Consider the following 15,520-nt stretch of genomic DNA (forward strand, 5'->3'; position numbering starts at 1 on the left):
GTGGACCCCGGTCAGTCGACCTCGCGCAGCGTCCGCTCGATCGAGCTCATCCGGGTTTCCATGGTGGTCAGCCGGCCGCTGAGCTCGCCGAGTTGGCGGGTGAGTTCCTGCTGGGTGTGTGCCGACTGTTCGGCCAGGGCGCGGTATTCCTGGTCCCGGGCCAGTTCGGCGCGGGCCCGCCAGGTGGGGGCGATCCGGGCGATCACCGCGAGCAGCACGATGATGATGATGGCGAAGATGCCGATCGCGCCGACGATCTCCGCCGCGTCGTGTCCGTCCATCATCGACCGCCCTTTCCGTCGTCCGTCCCGGTCGGCTCGACCGTGAGGGTCGTCGCCGCGTCCGCGATCGTCTCCGGCGTGAGCCGGTACGCGAACGGTCGTACCTCGTAGAACTTCATGGCCTTCCCGTCTGCCGAGAGTTCGAGGTGGGCCGTCACCAGTCCGGCCGCCTCGAGCTTCTTGAGGTGAAGTTGCAGCAGGGCCCGGCTGATGCCCAGCTCGCGGGCCAGCCGGCTGACGTAGGTCCGCTCCCGCGCCAGCACGGCGATCACCCGGAGCCGGTGCGGATTCGCCAGCGTGCCGAGGGCCAGCAGCAGCTCGTCACCGCTCGGCAGTTCGTCACCGCTCGGCGGATCCCCGCTCATAGCTCGAACCTGCACATGCCAAGAAAATCTAGCAGGTGCCAGCCGATGCGGGAAGGAGAGTCGGGGACACGTCAGGGTGACCCCGGAGAACCTGACCGGGGAAGCGGGGCCGGGGCGGTCAGGAGACGGTCGGCCGGGCCCGCTTCGGCAGCTTGGCCACGACCATCTCGTACGAGGCGTCCACCGCCTCCCGCAACTCCTCGTCGTCGATCGCGCCGTCGAGCCGCAGGGTGTTCCACCCGGACCGGCCCAGGTACGGGGCGGACCGGGCGTCGTCCGGGTACCGGTGCAGCCACTCGTCGGCGACGTCCCGGTCCGGGCCGCACTTGACCATGACGCTGGCCTCGTCCCCGGTGCCGAGGAAGGCGAAGATCTTCGGACCGACCTTGGTCACCAGCTCGTCGTCCCAGGGCCGGTCCTCCCAGGCGCCGGGCTTCGTCAGGCAGTACGCCAGCATCTCGGCACGGGTCATCGTCGGGCTCCCTTCCGGCCCACCCCGGCATGACGGTTTCGTGGCGGGTGGGCGTAGCGCACACCTAACCACCCGGGGGCGACACCCGGTTCAGCCGGTGGTCGTGGTCCGGCCGGTGACCCGGTCGAAGCGTTGCCGGGCGGCCTGCGCGCTGCCCAGGCCCAGCCCGAAGGCGATCTCCTGCCAGGTCAGTCCGCGGTCCCGGGCCAGGGCGAGCAGCCCGGCCTCCAGGGTGTCGACGTCGGCGCGAACCCGGGGGAGCAGGGTGAGCGCCGCGATCAGGTCGGACCGGTCGACCGGCTCCTCGTCGGGCGTCACCTCGGCCCCGCCGGCGGCCAGCGCGAGGACGAGGCTGGCCGCCTCGTACGGCTCGGGTACGTCCGCGTGCGCGTGCCGGCGGCGGCGCTCGTCCGTGCCGGCGTGCCGTTCGGCGATCCGGAAGAGCGCGGCATGGTCCCGTCGGGCCCGGTCGGCGCCGGGGTTCGGGGGAGCGAACGGATCGGTGTCAGCCATGCCCACCACTCCACCATCGCATCGCGTCGTTGTCAACGAAATGTTGAAGAGGGTGGTACGTGATCACACCCGCGACCGGGCACGACGGGCCACCCGCCCCGGCAGCCGAGCCGCCACCCGGTCTGACAGCCGGCCTGACAGCCGAGCAGCCACCCGGCCCGGCAGCCGGCCCAGCCGGGCCGCCAGTGCCGCGTACCCGATGCCCGCGCCGAGCGAGACCACCAGCGCGAGCAGCTCGTGGTCGCGCAGGTGCGGGTAGACCTGCCAGTGGGTCAGGTAGATGTACAGCGAGCTGGCCGCCAGCACCCCGGCGACCCGGTTCAGCACACCCAGGCTCGGCAGGCTGGGCACCCAGACCAGCAGCACCAGACCGGCCACCACCAGCGCCTCCCGCTGCGGCTGACCGAAGAAACCCGGCACGGTGACCAGCACGGCCACCGTCACCAGCAGCCGCTGCCGGACGTCGGCGGCCCGGGCGGCGGCCCAGCCGAGCGCGAACAGCCAACCCGCCACCACCGCCGTGGGCAGGTCGTAGCGGGCGTCCAGGCCGGACACGTCATACCGGCTGAGCAGGCCGACGGCCACCAGGGCGACCGGGAAGCCGAACGGGAACCGCCGTTCCAGCCGGTCCATCCGACGCGAGGCGAGCAGGGCCGCCACCGCCAGCAGCAGGTAGACCAGCGCCTCGATGAACCAGAAGTGCCAGTCGGTGGTGGAGTCGTCCGGGCCGACCAAACTGTGCAGCAGCAGCACCGTGGTCGGCCGGTAGTCGTCGGTGACCAGGGCGGCCACCGCGATCCAGGTCATCGCCGGCAGCGCCACCCGGGTGACACCGGCGCGGATCTGCCGCAGCCGGTCGACCCGGTCGGCGTCGGTGAGCTGGAACCGGGCGAAGTTGAACCCGGCCACCCCGAGCAGCAGGTGCGCGCCGCCGGTGACGTTGAACAGGGTGATGTGCGACCCCACGACCAGCACGATCGCCAGCGCCCGCAGCGCCACGCTGGTCTCCAGTGACCGGCGGCGCCGGCCGGTGCGGGCACCCGCCGCCAGGTCACGGATCGGCCGGGTGTGCCAGTCGGCGGGCAGGTGCCCCAGCGCCCGCTCCAGGCGCACCGACATCTCCACGTACGACAGGGAGTCACCGCCGAGGTCCACGAAGCTGTGCCCCGGGGCGACGTCGGCGCGGTCGAGCACCTCGGCGTACAGCCGGCACAGGTCGACGTCCCCGTCCCGGCCCCCGGACGCCGTCACCGTCCGGGCGGACGAGCCGTCGTCCCGGCCGGCCGGTGTCGCCGTCCGGGCCAACTCCCGGACCGCGGGTCGGTCGATCTTGCCGCTGGGCAGTCGGGGCAGCTCCGGTACCGGACAGACCCGCACCGCCCGGGGCGGCAGGCCGCACTCCCCGGCCACCAGCCGGCGCACGCCGTCCGGGTCGACGCAGCCGGCGGCCGCCACCACCAGCTCGTCGTCCGCGCCCAGGCAGCACGAGCGGACGCCGTGCCGCTCCAGCAGGGCCTCCACCCGCTGCGGGTCGACCCGCAGGCCGAGGATCTTCGCGAACCCGCTGCGCCGGCCGACCAGCTCGTACAGGCCGTCCGGCCGCCGCCGGGCCACGTCCCCGGTGCGCAGCTCCGCGACGGTACGCCCCAACGCCAGGTCGGCCGGCCCGTCGGCGTACCCGAGCATCACGTTCGGTCCGGCGTACACCAGCTCGCCGATGTCCGGCTCGGGCCGGTCCGGCAGCGGTACCAGCCGGAACGACCCACCCGGCACCGGCACCCCGATCGCCTCCGGGCAGACCGTCGTCAGCTCCGGCGGCAGGTACGCCATCCGGGCGGTCGCCTCGGTCTGCCCGTACATGACGACCAGGTCCCAGCCCTGCCGCCGCCCGAGCGTGGCGAACCGGGTCACCGCCTCCGGGGCGAGCCGCCCGCCGGCCTGGGTGACGTACCGCAGGTGCGGCAGCCGCATCCCGGCGAAACCGGCCCGGTCCAGCAGTTCGAACGTGTACGGCACCCCGGCGAAGGTGGTGCCCCGCCGCCGCCGGAACAGCTCCCAGAAACCGGTGTCGGTCACCGAACGGTCGGTCAGGATCAGCCCGGCCCCGCGCAGCAGGTGACTGTTCACCACCGACAGGCCGTAGCAGTAGTGCAGCGGCAGGGTGGTGGCGGCCCGGTCGTCGGCCCGGATGCCGAGGTACTCGGCGATCGACTCGGCGTTGGCCTGGAGGTTGGTGTGCGACAGCCGGACCAGCTTCGGGGAGCCGGTCGACCCGGAGGTGCTCAACAGCAGCGCCAGGTCGGGGTGCAGGGTGTGCGCGCTGCCCGCCCGGCGCTCGTCGAGCGTCCACCTGCCGTCGGTCCGGCCCACCACCACGTCCGGGTCGTACGCCTCGACCAGCGCCGGCACCGCCGCCGACGTCCCCGGCACCAGCAGCAGGGGGTGCCCGGCGTGCAGCGCGGCCAGGTACGTGACCAGCGCGTCCACCGTGTTCGACCCGGCCAGCAGCACCAACCGCCGGCCGGTGCCCAGCCGCCGCGCGACCTCCGTCACCCGGTCGGCCAGCTCGCGGTAGGTCAGTTCGCCGTCGTCGGTGCTGACGGCGAGCCGGTCACCGTGGGCGGCCAGCCCGTCGACGAACGGGACCGTCCCGGCGGTGCGGGTGGCCGTCCCGGAGGTGCGGGGGAGCGTCCCGGTGGCGGCGCGGGTGGCCGTCCCGGCGGCGGGGAGCAGCTCGGACAGGGGTGTCACGCAGCCACGATAAGGTAAGGCGATCCTAAGTTGAAGGGTGGGTGCGGTTCGACACGCCCGCCCCCGCCCGCCCCGACTTGCCGACCGGCCCGGCCCGGCGTTTCCTGGTCGGGTGGACTACTCGTGGCTGTCCGCCCCGGCCGGGCAGGTACCCGAAACGGCGCGGACGCTGCTCGGCTGGGAGATCTCGGCCGGTGGCGTCCGGATCCGGCTCACCGAGGTCGAGGCGTACGCCGGAACCGGGGCGGACCCGGCCTCCCACGCCCACCGGGGCCCCACCCCACGGACCCGGGTGATGTTCGGGCCGGCCGGGCACGCGTACACGTACTTCGTCTTCGGCGTGCACTGGTGCCTGAACGTCGTCTGCGGCGGCGCGGGGGAGGCGGCGGCGGTCCTGCTACGCGCCGGTGAGGTCGTCGACGGGGCCGACCTGGCCCGCGAACGCCGGGCCGCCGGGGCGGACACCCGCCGGAGCACCGCCACGGACGACAGCCGCGAACACCGGGCGACAGGGCCGGTCCCCGCCTCCGGCACCGCAAGCGCGGACGACCTGCGCGAACGTCCGGCGGCAGGGCCGGCCGCCACCTCCGGGGCCGTCGTCACGGACGACAGCCGTGAACGCCGGGTGCCCGACCGGGATCTCGCCCGGGGACCGGCCCGCCTGGTCGTCGCGCTCGGAATCACGGCGGAGGCGAACGGCACCTCCGTCGTCGACGGGACCGGCCCGTTGCTACTGACCCCGCCGACCCGCCCGGTCCCGCCGTCGGCGATCTCCGCCGGTCCCCGCGTCGGGGTGGCCGCCGCCCACGACGTGCCGTGGCGCTTCTGGATCACCGGCGATCCGACGGTCAGCGTCTACCGGCGGCACGTACCCCGCCGCCGCCCGCGCGCCTGACCGCGACCCCACACGGCCGGCCGGCCGTGTGGGGCGTAGGTCAACCGGTGTGCCCGTGCGGGTGGACGACCAGCACCGGGCAGTGCGCGTGCTGCACCAGCGCCTGGCTGACCGAGCCGAGCAGCAGCCCGGCGAAGCCGCCCCGGCCGCGCGAGCCGACCACCACCAGCGACGCCTCCCCGCTGGCGCTGATCAGGGCCTCCTCGGGCTTCGCCGCCCGCACCGGGCGTTCCTCGACCGCCAGGTCCGGATACCGGGCCCGGACCGTCTCGGCCGCCCCGGCCAGCAGCCGCCCGGCCGCCACCCGGAACGCCGCCTCCGTCTCGGCGAACTCCTCGGGCACCGGCCGGTTGCCGTCGGCGTACCAGACATGCGCCAGGACCAGCGGTACCCCCCGCCCGGCGGCCTCGTCGGCGGCCTGCCCGACGGCCAGTTCCGCCACCTCGGAACCGTCCACCCCGACCACCACCGGCCCGGTCGCCGGCTCCGGCCGGTCGGCGGGCCGGACCACCAGCACCGGGCAGTGCGCGTGCCCGGCGACCTGGGTGCTCACCGAGCCCAGCAGCAGCCCGGCGAAGCCACCCCGCCCCCGGCTGCCGACCACCACCAGGTCCGCCCGCCGGGACTCCTCGACCAGGGTCGCCCCCGGCCCGCCGGCCACCTGGCGTACCTCGACGGCCAGCTCGGGCCAACGTTCCCGCAGCTCACCGGCCGTCTGCGTGAGCATCTTGCCGGCCTCGTCGCTGGGTTCGGGCACCCCCAGGTCGTACGGGTTGATCGGAACGCCGTACCCCAGCGGGTGCAGGTAACCGTGCACCAGGTGCAGCGGGCAGCCGCGCAGGGACGCGGCCCGCGCGGCGTGCTCGGCGGCGATCAGGCTCGACGGCGATCCGTCGACGCCCACCACGACCGGTCGGTTCATCAGCTCTCCCGTCCACGGGTCGTCAGCTTCTCCCCGGTCACCCGGACTTCTCCCTGGTCTACCCGGACCTACCCGCCGGCCCCGACTCCGACACGCCCGACCAGCGGGTTCGGCGAACCGGGCGGCCCCGACCGGGCCTACTCCTGCGGACCGTGCCGCCGGACGATCGCCAGCGGGCAGTGCGCGTGGTGCAGCACCGCGTGGCTGACCGAGCCGAGCAGCAGCCCGGCCAGCCCGCCCCGACCGCGCGCCCCGACGACCACGAGCTGTGCCTCCTTCGACGCCTCGACCAGCACCCGGGACGCGTTGCCCCGGACCAGCCGCTGCCGGATCGGCACCTCCGGGTAGCGCGTCGACCAGCCGGCCACCGCCTCGGCCAGGACCCGCTCCTCCTCGGCGGCGAGCGCGTCCAGGTCGTACACCAGCGGCAGCACGTCACCGGGGCCCAACGGCACCGGGTGCAGCCAGGTGTGCACCGCGACCAGCTCGGTCCCGCGCCGGGCCGCCTCCTCGACGGCGAACCCGACCGCCAGGTCGGACAACTCCGAACCGTCGACGCCCACCACCACCGGACCGTCGGCCCGGTGTTCGCCCCGGGCCACCAGCACCGGGCATTCGGCGTACGCGCCGACCTGAACCGCCGACGAGCCGAGCAACAGCCCGGCGAAACCGCCGAGCCCTCGGTTGCCGAGCACCACCAGGTCGGCGTCGCGGGCCTCGGCCAGCAGCACCGGGGTGGGCGGCCCGTCGACCACCACGCCGGTGACCGGTACCTCCGGGGCGACCTTCCCGGCCTCGGCCACCGCCTCGGCGACGATCCGTTCCGCCTGGTTGCGCAGCCCGCCCCCGGCCGGGCCGTCCGGCACCGGACCCAGCGGCACGCCGAGCAGCGGCCAGACGAAGGCGTGCACCACCCGCAGTGACCGGCCCCGGATCGCGGCCTCCCGGACCGCCAGCCGGACCGCGTCCAACGCGGTCTCCGAACCGTCCACCCCCACCACGACCGGTGCGTCTGGCCTGACCATCGTCATCTCCTCCTTCGTCCACGTCCCAGTCTGGTCGTCGGGCCGCCTCAGCGGGCAGGGTCCGACGTCCCCGCCCCCGGGCCGTTGGACCCGACTCCGGCCTGGGACCCGACCCGGGCACGGGACCCGGTTCCGGCCTGGGACCCGATCCGGCCGTTGGACCCGACCCGGCCGTGGGAACCGGTCCCGGCGTGGGAACCGGCCCCGGCGTTCGGACCGGCCTCCGGGCGGGAGCGGCGGAGTCCGCGCAGCAGCAGGCCGGGCAGGACGCTCACCGCCACACAGGCGAGCAACTCGGCCCCACCGAGCGCCTCGGTGCCGAGCAGGTCCCGCAGCGGCGGCAGCAGCACCCCCGCCACCTGGAGCAGCGCCGACCCGGCCACCGCGACCAGCAGGGCCCGGTTGCCGTGCCGCGCCCCCGCCGGCCGGGGCGCGCGTACCGCCAGGGCGACGCCGAGCTGCGCCAACCCGAGCACCACGAAGACCACCGACTGCCACGGGCGATCCAGCTGCGCGGCGACCACCCCGGCGACCAGCGTCACGGCCGCGATGAGCCCGCCGGTCAGCAGGACGGCCCGACCCAGCCCGGCACCGAGTACCGACTCGTCCGGCGAGCGGGGCGCGCGGCGCAGGATGCCCGGTTCGGCCGGTTCCGCGCCCAGCGCCACCCCCGGCAACCCGTGGGTGAGCAGGTTGATCCAGAGGATCTGGGCCGGCAGCAGCGGCACGGCCAACCCGAACAGCGGCCCGGCCAGCATCACCGCGATCTCCGCGACCCCACCGGAGAGCGCGTACCGCAGGAAGCGGCGGATGTTGTCGTAGATCCGGCGGCCCTCGCCGATCGCGGTGGCGACGGTGGCCAGGTTGTCGTCGACCAGCACCAGGTCGGCCGCCTGCCGGGCGACCTCGGTGCCGCCGCCCATCGCCACCCCGATGTCGGCCCGGCGCAGCGCCGGGGCGTCGTTGACCCCGTCCCCGGTCATCGCCACCACGTGGCCCCGGGCCTGGAGACCGGCGACGAGGTCGAGCTTCTGCTCCGGCTGGGTCCGGGCGAAGACCCGGGCCTGCGGGTGCACGTCGGCCAGGCCGTCGTCACCCCGGACCAGCGGGTCGCCGTCGCGCCACAACCCCAACTGGCCGCCGATCGCCGCCGCGGTCGCCGGGTGGTCGCCGGTGATCAGCAACAGCCGGACCCCGGCGGTGTCGAAGCTGTCGCTCAGCTCGGCGGCCCCGGCGCGCAGCGGGTCACCGACGGCGACCAGTCCCGCCGGCCGCAGCCCGGTCGGACGCGCCGGGTCGGGCAGCTCCGGCACCAGCGCGGTCGCCACCGCCAGCACCCGCAGCCCGGCCCCGGCCAGCCGGTGCGCCTCGGCGACCAGCCCGGCCACCTCGTCGGCCGGGGCGTCCACCACCGGCGCGGTCAGCACGTTCTCCGGCGCTCCCTTGCAGACCACCAGGTACTGCCCCGCGCAGGTCCGGTGCACGGTCGTCATCCGCCGGTGCGCCTGTTCGAAGGGCTGCTCGGCCACCCGTGGCCAGGCCGCCCGGGTCGACTGCGGGTCCAGGCCGCACCGGGCCGCGAACGCCACCAGCGCCGCCTCCAGCGGGTCACCCACCGCCGCCCACTCCGGGCGGTCCGGCTCCGGGGACAGCAGCGCGGCGTCGTTGCAGAGCAGCCCGGCCCGCGCCAGCCGACGCAGGTCGTCCGGTACGGCCACCGGCCGGCCCGCGGCGTGGATCTCGCCATGCGGGGCGTACCCGGTGCCCCGGACGGTGTACTCGGCGCCGTCGGCGGTGACCACCTGCTGGACGGCCATCCGGCCCTCGGTGAGGGTGCCGGTCTTGTCGGAGGCGACCACCGTGACCGAACCGAGGGTCTCCACCGCGTGCAGCCGCCGGGGGATCGCCCGGGCACCGGCCATCCGGCGGGCCCCCAGGGCCAGGGCCAGGGTCACCACCGCCGGCAGCGACTCGGGAACCGCCGCGACGACCAGACTCACCGCGGTGATCGCCATCTCCACCACCGGCCGGCCACCGACCAACCCGATCGCGAAGACCAGCCCGGAGAGGACCACCGCGGCCAGGCCGAGGGCCCGGCCCAGCGCGGCCAGCCGACGCTGCAACGGGGTGGGGCCCGGCCGGGTGGCCGCCACCAGGGCGGTGACCCGCCCCAACGCGCTCGCCGCACCGGTACGGACCACCGTGCCGGTGCCCCGGCCGGTGGTGACCACCGTGCCGGCCGACGCCTCCTCGCCGGCCTCCCGGGTCACCGGCACCGACTCGCCGGTCAGCGCCGACTCGTCCAGGTGCAGCCGGTTCGTCTCGTGCAGCAGCAGGTCGGCCGGGACCACGTCACCGGCCTCGACGTGCACCAGGTCGTCGCGGACCAGGTCGGCGGCGGGCACGACCAGGTCGATGCCGTCGCGGACCACCCGCGCGGTGGGCGCGGCCAGCCGGTCCAGCGCGGCGATGGCCCGGTCCGCGCGGACCTCCTGCACCACCCCGATCGCGGTGTTCACCAGCACGACCAGCGCGATCACCAGCGTGTCCGGCAGGTCACCCAGCACGGTGGTGACCACCGCCGCGGCCAGCAGCAGCGCCACCAGCGGGTCGGCGAGCTGCCGGGCGATCCGGGCCACCAGATGCCGGCGGACCGGCGCGGCCACCCTGTTCGGCCCGTCGACGCGTAGCCGGTCGGCGGCCTCGGCGCGACCGAGTCCGGTCGGCTGGTCCGTCGACCCCGCCGGTCGGGTCAGGTCCGTCTCCACCGTGGGTGCGCCCACCGTCGATCTCCACTCGCTCCACGGGCACGCCCGGTCGCCGCGCCACTGTCGGCTCCAGACTTCCGCCGGTACCGGTTGGCGGGTAGGGGCGTTGCACCCGCCCGCCCGGGACCTCCGGCCCGGGACCTCCGACCCCGGTGCGTGGGCGCGCTACCGGGCGGCCGGGTGGGCGGCCGGCGGGTGGTCGCGGTGGACCACGAGTTCGCCCACCTCCAGCCGCCCGATGCGTAGTTCGCGGATCACCGCCCGGCGCACCGCCAGCCGACCGATGGCCAGCGCGGCGACGGCGACCGAACCGACCGCGACCGCGCCCAGCGCGAGGCTGCCGACCGCGAGAGCGCCGACCGCGCCGGCCCCGACCGCCCGCGCTCCCGTCGCGGTGGCGGCCCGCACCACCGGTGTCCCGGTCGGCGGCCACGAACGGTCCCACAGTCCCCGGTACGGTGCGCGTCGGCCCATGTCCCGAGTGTCCCGTACCGGCCGGCCGGTGGACGGACGTTCCCGTGCGCAGCTTCCCGGCCCGGTCGCCTCGGCGTGCGACAGATCGCTCCGGTGCGGGAGCCAGCCGCCCCCGGGCCCGGCTCCCGCACCGGAGGCGGTCACGGCTGGAACACCACGGTCACGGCTGGAACACCACGGTCACAGCTGGAGCGCCACGGTCAGGGCTGGAGCACCAGACGGGCGGCGACCCGACCGGCGAGCACGTCCTCGACCGCTTCGTTGATCTCGTCGAGCTTGCGCACCTCGTACACCACCCGGGTCCGCCCGGCGGCGTGCAGCCGGAACACCTCGGCCAGGTCGGCGCGGGTGCCGACGATCGAACCGAGCACCGTGATCCCCTTCAGCACGGTCTCGAAGACCGGCAGCGTGACCAGGTTGTCCTTCGGCAGCGACACCAGCACCAGTCGCCCGCCGCGCCGTAGGCAGCGGTGCGCCTGCTCGATCACCGTCGGGCTGGCCGCCAGGACGATCGCCACGTCCACCCCGCCGAGGGCGGTGACCGGGGTGACCGGGTCGGTGACGGCCGCGTTGACGGTGTGCGTCGCACCGAGCGCGCCGGCCAGCGCCAGCTTCTCCTCGGTGACGTCCACCGCGACGGTCTCCGCGCCGAACAGCTGCGCGTACTGCTGGGCGAGGTGCCCCAGCCCGCCGATGCCGAAGATCGCGACCCGCTCGCCGGGACGCACCCCGGCCACCTTCACCGCCTTGTACGTGGTGACCCCGGCGCAGGTCAGCGGGGCCGCTTCGACCGGGTCCACGCCGTCGGGCACCCGTACCGCGTACCGGGCCGACGCGACCGCGTACTCGGCGTGCGCGCCGTCGATGGCGTACCCGGTGTTGCGCTGCGCCTCGCACAGCGTCTCCCAGCCGGTCACGCAGTACTCGCAGGTGCCGCAGGCCCAACCCAGCCACGGCAGGGCGACCCGGTCGCCGACGGCGTGCTCGGTGACCCCGGCACCGATCCGCTCGACGATGCCGACGCCCTCGTGCCCGGGGACGAACGGCGGGTTCGGCTTCACCGGCCAGTCGCCCCGGGCGGCGTGGATGTCGGTGTGACAGAGCCCGCTGGCCTCGATCCGGACCAGGATCTCCCCGGCGTCCGGCTCCGGCACGGGCAGGTCGAACAGCTCCAGCGGACGGTCGAACGCGGTGACGACGGTGGCGCGCATCTCAGGGCCTCCTCTTCTCGCTTCCGTCCCCCAGCCTCGTCGCCCGCGCCGGCTGTGGTCAGGGGCACAGGACCGGCGTACCCGGGACCTCCGTCCCGCCCCACCCGGGCCGGCCGGCCTCCCGCAGGCACCGGGCCGGTCGATGCTCCGGCCGCCTGGAGAGCCGGCGTCCCGGCCGGCCGGCACCGACCGCACCCGGCCCGACTCGACACTGGCCCGACTCGACGCCGGCCCTCGCTCGACGCCGGCCCGGCTCGACACTGGCCCGCCGGCACGGCGGCGGTCAACGTTCGACGACCAGGCGGCGGGCCCGCAGGGCGCGCGCCCACCACGGCCGGCGGCGGGCCGCGCGCAGCGCGGGCACCGGCGCGCCCCGGACGCTGATCCAGCCGCCGGGACCCATGGTCACCGCGCCGACCGCCGGGGGACGGCGTCGCCCGGCCGCCACCAGCCCGGCGGCGAGCAGCCCGGCCGCCAGCACCCCGGCGGCGGCCGCGACGAGCCGGTCCGGGTCGACCACCGGCCGGTACCGCAACCGGCCACCGGACAGCACGAACGCGCCGACCGGTCGTCCGGCGTCGGTCACCGGCACCAGGGCGGTGGCCGGCGTACCCGGCAGTTCCAGCACCGGCCCGACGGCGGGCGCGGGCCGGGGCACCGGCGCGGCCCGGTCCGGCGCGGCCAGCGGGGCCGGGCCGGTGGGGTTGAGGATCGCGGTCATGGCAGTCCCTCCTCGGCTGACGGGTCGACGGCTGTCGGATCCGCCGTCCCGTTCCGTGGTACCAACGCGGACGCGCCACCCACCAGGGCCGGACGGTACGCGGGGCGGGCCGGAGGTCCCGGGTCGCCGCGACGAACCCGGTGACCTGCGACTACCCTCGCGGGGTGAACTGGCTGGACATGATCGGCTGGATCGGGTCGGCGCTGCTGGTCTGGTCCCTGCTCCAGGCGCGCATCCTGCGGTTGCGCGCGCTCAACCTGGTCGGCTGCCTGGTGCTGATCGGGTACAACGCCGCCCTGTCGGTGTGGCCCATGGTCGGGCTCAACGTGGTGCTCGCCGTGATCAACGTGTGGTACCTGCGGAAGCTGATCACCACCCGGCACGACGACCGGACGTTCGAGGTCGTACCGGTGGGGGTCCGGGACGCGTTCCTCGCCCACACGCTCCGGGTGCACGCCCGCGACATCGCCCGGTTCAACCCGGACTTCCAGTGGGACGCCCGCACCGCCTCCGGCGACGCGTTCCTGGTGTTGCGCGCCGACGAGGTGGTCGGGGTGGTGCTGTCGCACGCGGAGGCCGGCAACGTCGCCCAGATCGACCTGGACTACGTCACCCGGCGGTTCCGTGACCTCACCCCGGGCGAGTTCGTGTTCCGGCGCAGCACCCTGTTCACCGACCGGGGCTACCGTCGGGTGGTCAGCCCGCCGGGCATGGTCGCCCCGTACTACCACCGGCTCGGCTTCCGCCCGGACGGCGACACGTACGTGCTGGACCTGCCGCGCGCCCGCGACGGCGCGGGGCACTAGGGCCGGTGCCGAAGTCCCTGGCCGGCCTACGGCGGGCCCAGACGACGGCCGGCGGCGTTGGGGATCGGGTCCGGATACGACACCGGTATCCGGACCGGTTCCCGCCTTGCCGGACCGCCGGCTGGGCTCCGCCTCGGCTCGACCGAGGATTTCGACACCGGCCCTAGCTGGCCGATGATTCACCAGGCCGGCCATTGGGAAAGGACACGCCTACGCGGGCCGGGACCACCGGCCCGCGGCGTCGCCGTGGCGACGCGGCCTGCGTGAGGAGAGTCCCGGCGTGCAGAGCTACTGGAGCCAACTGGCCCTGGTCGGAGTCCTGGTCGTCCTGAACGCGCTCTTCGCCGGCAGCGAGATGGCGCTGGTCTCCCTGCGGGAGAGCCAGGTGCAGCGGCTGGAACGCAGCAGCCGGTCCGGACGGGTGCTGGCGAAACTCGCCAAGGACCCGAACCGGTTCCTGGCCACCATCCAGATCGGCATCACGCTGGCCGGTTTCCTCGCTTCCGCGGCGGCGGCCGTGTCCCTGGCCCGGCCGTTGGTGCCGCTGCTCGGCTTTCTCGGCGGGGCCGCCGAGACGGTCGCGATCGTGCTGGTCACCCTGGCGTTGACCTTCGTCACGCTGGTCTTCGGCGAACTCGCCCCCAAGCGCGTCGCCATGCAGCGGGCGGAACGCTGGGCGCTGATGGTGGCCCGGCCACTCGATCTGCTCGCCAGCTTCTCCCGACCGGCCGTCTGGGCCCTCGGTGCCACCAGCGACCTGGTGGTTCGCCTCGCCGGCGTCGATCCGAAGCCGCAACGCGACGAGATCAGCCCGGACGAGCTGCGGGACATCGTGGCCGGCAACCACGGGTTCACCAAGGAACAGCAGACCATCATCTCCGGCGCGGTGGAGATCGCCGACCGGCGGCTGCGGGCCGTGCTGGTACCCCGGTTGCAGGTCTTCTGCCTGGACAGCGGCACCACCGCGGAGGCCGCTCGGCTGGTGCTGGCCGCCTCGGGCCACTCCCGCGCCCCGGTGGTCCGGCACGGCGGCCTGGACGACGCGGTCGGCGTGCTCCACCTGCGGGACCTGGTCGGCGTACCGGACGACCGGCCGATCGACGAGTGTGCCCGCCCGCCGATGCTGCTGCCGGACTCGCTGCCGGTGGTGGACGCGCTGCGGCAGTTCAAGGCGGAACGGCAGCACATCGCCCTGGTGGTGGACGAGCGCGGCGCGGTCGACGGCATCGTCACCCTGGAGGACATCCTCGAGGAGATCGTCGGCGAGATCTACGACGAGACGGACCGGGACGTCCGGGCGGTCCGACCCGAGCCGGACGGCACGATCACGCTTCCCGGCACCTTCCCGGTGCACGACCTGACGGACATCGGGGTGGAACTGCCCGACCGGCCCGAGGGGGACTACACCACCATCGCCGGCCTGCTGCTGGCCTGCCTGGGGCACATCCCCACGGAGACCGGGGAGAACGTCACCATCGACGGTTGGCGGCTGGAGGTGGCCGCCATCGACCACCACGCCATCGCCCAGGTCCGCCTGTACCCCGGCCAGCAGCCCGAGCCCGCCACCACCGAACCGGTCCTGGACGCCGCCGACCGCTGAGCCGGCCCTCGCCGCCACCGATCGCCGATCGTCGGGCTGGTCCGGGCCTCGCTGGCCCTTGGCCCGCCCCCGGTCGCCGTCGCTGGCCGTCGGTCCCGGCCGGGTCGCTGCCGCTGGTCGTCGGTGCCGGCCGGGTCGTCGCCGCTGGCCGCCGTTCACGGCTGGCACCAGCGCTGGCCGTCGGCCCGGCCCGGTCGTCGTCGGCCGGTGGAACGGTCAGCGGTCGCTGAGGTTCTGCAACCTGACCTGCCCCCGGGACACCAGCCGCCCGGCGGTGTCGGTGATCTCCACCTGCCAGAGCTGCTGGCTGCGCCCACGGTGCACCGGCGTACCGACCGCGGTCAGCTCGCCGTCGCGTACCGCGCGCAGGAAGTCCGTCTGGTTGGAGACCCCGACGACCTGACCCCGGTCGCCGAGCCAGTGCGCGCCGCCGACGCTGGCCGCCGTCTCCACCACCGCGCAGTACACCCCGCCGTGCTGGATCCCGTACGGCTGGTGCAGCTCCGGGCGGACCCGCCAGCGGAGGACGACCCGGTCCCCGGTCACCTCGTCGAACTCGAGCCCCAGCAGGGCGACGAACCCACCGTTCATGTCGGGCTTCTCCACCGTGGCTCCTCCCGTCCGACGCGACGGCCAGCGTAGCCGGGGTGGTCGGTCCGGAATCCCGCTACGTCCGGCCGCCGGTGATGGGGGACAATCGGTGACCGTGACCGATA

At 75.1% G+C, this 15,520-nt stretch carries 16 protein-coding genes (1 of these 16 running past the window's edge); 4 read left to right on the top strand and 12 right to left on the bottom strand.

Annotation, left to right across the window (positions count from 1 at the left end; genetic code table 11):
* Positions 1-11 precede the first annotated feature (11 nt).
* The 5 genes from PVK37_RS17945 to PVK37_RS17965 all read right to left on the bottom strand — a co-directional run bounded on the left by PVK37_RS17945 (position 12) and on the right by PVK37_RS17965 (position 4,364).
* On the bottom strand, positions 12-284 hold the full coding sequence (locus tag PVK37_RS17945; protein ID WP_275028614.1) for a hypothetical protein: 273 nt from the start codon (positions 282-284) through the stop codon (positions 12-14).
* The gene (locus PVK37_RS17950; RefSeq protein ID WP_275028615.1) at positions 281-646 is read right to left on the bottom strand and encodes an ArsR/SmtB family transcription factor; all 366 of its coding nucleotides are present in this window, start codon (positions 644-646) and stop codon (positions 281-283) included. Before PVK37_RS17950 ends, PVK37_RS17945 begins: the two co-directional genes overlap by 4 nt.
* A 118-nt stretch (positions 647-764) precedes the next feature.
* Positions 765-1,118, bottom strand: a complete 354-nt coding sequence (locus PVK37_RS17955) for an MmcQ/YjbR family DNA-binding protein (protein ID WP_275028616.1) — start codon at positions 1,116-1,118, stop codon at positions 765-767.
* Between the two features lie 90 nt (positions 1,119-1,208).
* Positions 1,209-1,631: a DNA-binding protein gene (locus PVK37_RS17960; protein WP_275028617.1), complete on the bottom strand. Its 423-nt coding sequence runs from the start codon at positions 1,629-1,631 to the stop codon at positions 1,209-1,211.
* 63 nt (positions 1,632-1,694) lie between these two features.
* Positions 1,695-4,364, bottom strand: coding sequence for a non-ribosomal peptide synthetase (locus PVK37_RS17965; RefSeq protein ID WP_423791089.1), 2,670 nt, complete (start codon positions 4,362-4,364; stop codon positions 1,695-1,697).
* Between the two features lie 130 nt (positions 4,365-4,494).
* Between PVK37_RS17965 and PVK37_RS17970 the strand changes: the two genes are divergently transcribed.
* Positions 4,495-5,277, top strand: coding sequence for a DNA-3-methyladenine glycosylase (locus PVK37_RS17970; protein ID WP_275028618.1), 783 nt, complete (start codon positions 4,495-4,497; stop codon positions 5,275-5,277).
* 40 nt (positions 5,278-5,317) lie between these two features.
* Here PVK37_RS17970 and PVK37_RS17975 read toward each other — a convergent pair whose 3' ends face one another.
* From PVK37_RS17975 to PVK37_RS18000, 6 genes are all read right to left on the bottom strand, one after another.
* Positions 5,318-6,199, bottom strand: a complete 882-nt coding sequence (locus PVK37_RS17975) for a universal stress protein (protein WP_275028619.1) — start codon at positions 6,197-6,199, stop codon at positions 5,318-5,320.
* Between the two features lie 137 nt (positions 6,200-6,336).
* On the bottom strand, positions 6,337-7,224 hold the full coding sequence (locus PVK37_RS17980; RefSeq protein ID WP_423790822.1) for a universal stress protein: 888 nt from the start codon (positions 7,222-7,224) through the stop codon (positions 6,337-6,339).
* Between the two features lie 47 nt (positions 7,225-7,271).
* Entirely contained in the window at positions 7,272-10,007 is a 2,736-nt protein-coding gene (locus PVK37_RS17985; RefSeq protein WP_275028621.1) for a cation-translocating P-type ATPase, read from the bottom strand.
* Positions 10,008-10,157: 150 nt separating this feature from the next.
* Positions 10,158-10,466 carry a hypothetical protein gene (locus PVK37_RS17990; RefSeq protein ID WP_275028622.1) on the bottom strand — a complete coding sequence of 103 codons (309 nt, stop codon included), beginning with the start codon at positions 10,464-10,466 and terminating at the stop codon, positions 10,158-10,160.
* A gap of 200 nt (positions 10,467-10,666) precedes the next feature.
* Positions 10,667-11,677: a zinc-dependent alcohol dehydrogenase gene (locus PVK37_RS17995; RefSeq protein ID WP_275028623.1), complete on the bottom strand. Its 1,011-nt coding sequence runs from the start codon at positions 11,675-11,677 to the stop codon at positions 10,667-10,669.
* A gap of 283 nt (positions 11,678-11,960) precedes the next feature.
* Positions 11,961-12,398 carry a hypothetical protein gene (locus tag PVK37_RS18000; RefSeq protein ID WP_275028624.1) on the bottom strand — a complete coding sequence of 146 codons (438 nt, stop codon included), beginning with the start codon at positions 12,396-12,398 and terminating at the stop codon, positions 11,961-11,963.
* A 164-nt stretch (positions 12,399-12,562) separates the two neighbouring features.
* Here PVK37_RS18000 and PVK37_RS18005 point away from each other — a divergent pair, with 164 nt between their 5' ends.
* Both PVK37_RS18005 and PVK37_RS18010 read left to right on the top strand, forming a co-directional pair.
* Positions 12,563-13,204, top strand: coding sequence for a hypothetical protein (locus PVK37_RS18005; protein WP_275028625.1), 642 nt, complete (start codon positions 12,563-12,565; stop codon positions 13,202-13,204).
* 280 nt (positions 13,205-13,484) lie between these two features.
* Positions 13,485-14,804 carry a hemolysin family protein gene (locus PVK37_RS18010; protein WP_275028626.1) on the top strand — a complete coding sequence of 440 codons (1,320 nt, stop codon included), beginning with the start codon at positions 13,485-13,487 and terminating at the stop codon, positions 14,802-14,804.
* A 216-nt stretch (positions 14,805-15,020) separates the two neighbouring features.
* Here PVK37_RS18010 and PVK37_RS18015 read toward each other — a convergent pair whose 3' ends face one another.
* Positions 15,021-15,395: a PaaI family thioesterase gene (locus PVK37_RS18015; RefSeq protein ID WP_275035157.1), complete on the bottom strand. Its 375-nt coding sequence runs from the start codon at positions 15,393-15,395 to the stop codon at positions 15,021-15,023.
* A gap of 115 nt (positions 15,396-15,510) precedes the next feature.
* On the opposite strand from PVK37_RS18015, the gene tyrS reads away from it, so the two are divergent.
* Positions 15,511-15,520, top strand: partial view of a tyrosine--tRNA ligase gene (gene tyrS, locus PVK37_RS18020; RefSeq protein WP_275035158.1) — the start only. The gene runs 1,277 nt beyond the window's last position; 10 of the gene's 1,287 nt are visible here — the first part of the coding sequence; its start codon is at positions 15,511-15,513; its stop codon lies off the right edge, out of view.

This window comes from Micromonospora cathayae, assembly GCF_028993575.1.
In the GTDB taxonomy this organism is placed as follows: domain Bacteria; phylum Actinomycetota; class Actinomycetes; order Mycobacteriales; family Micromonosporaceae; genus Micromonospora; species Micromonospora cathayae.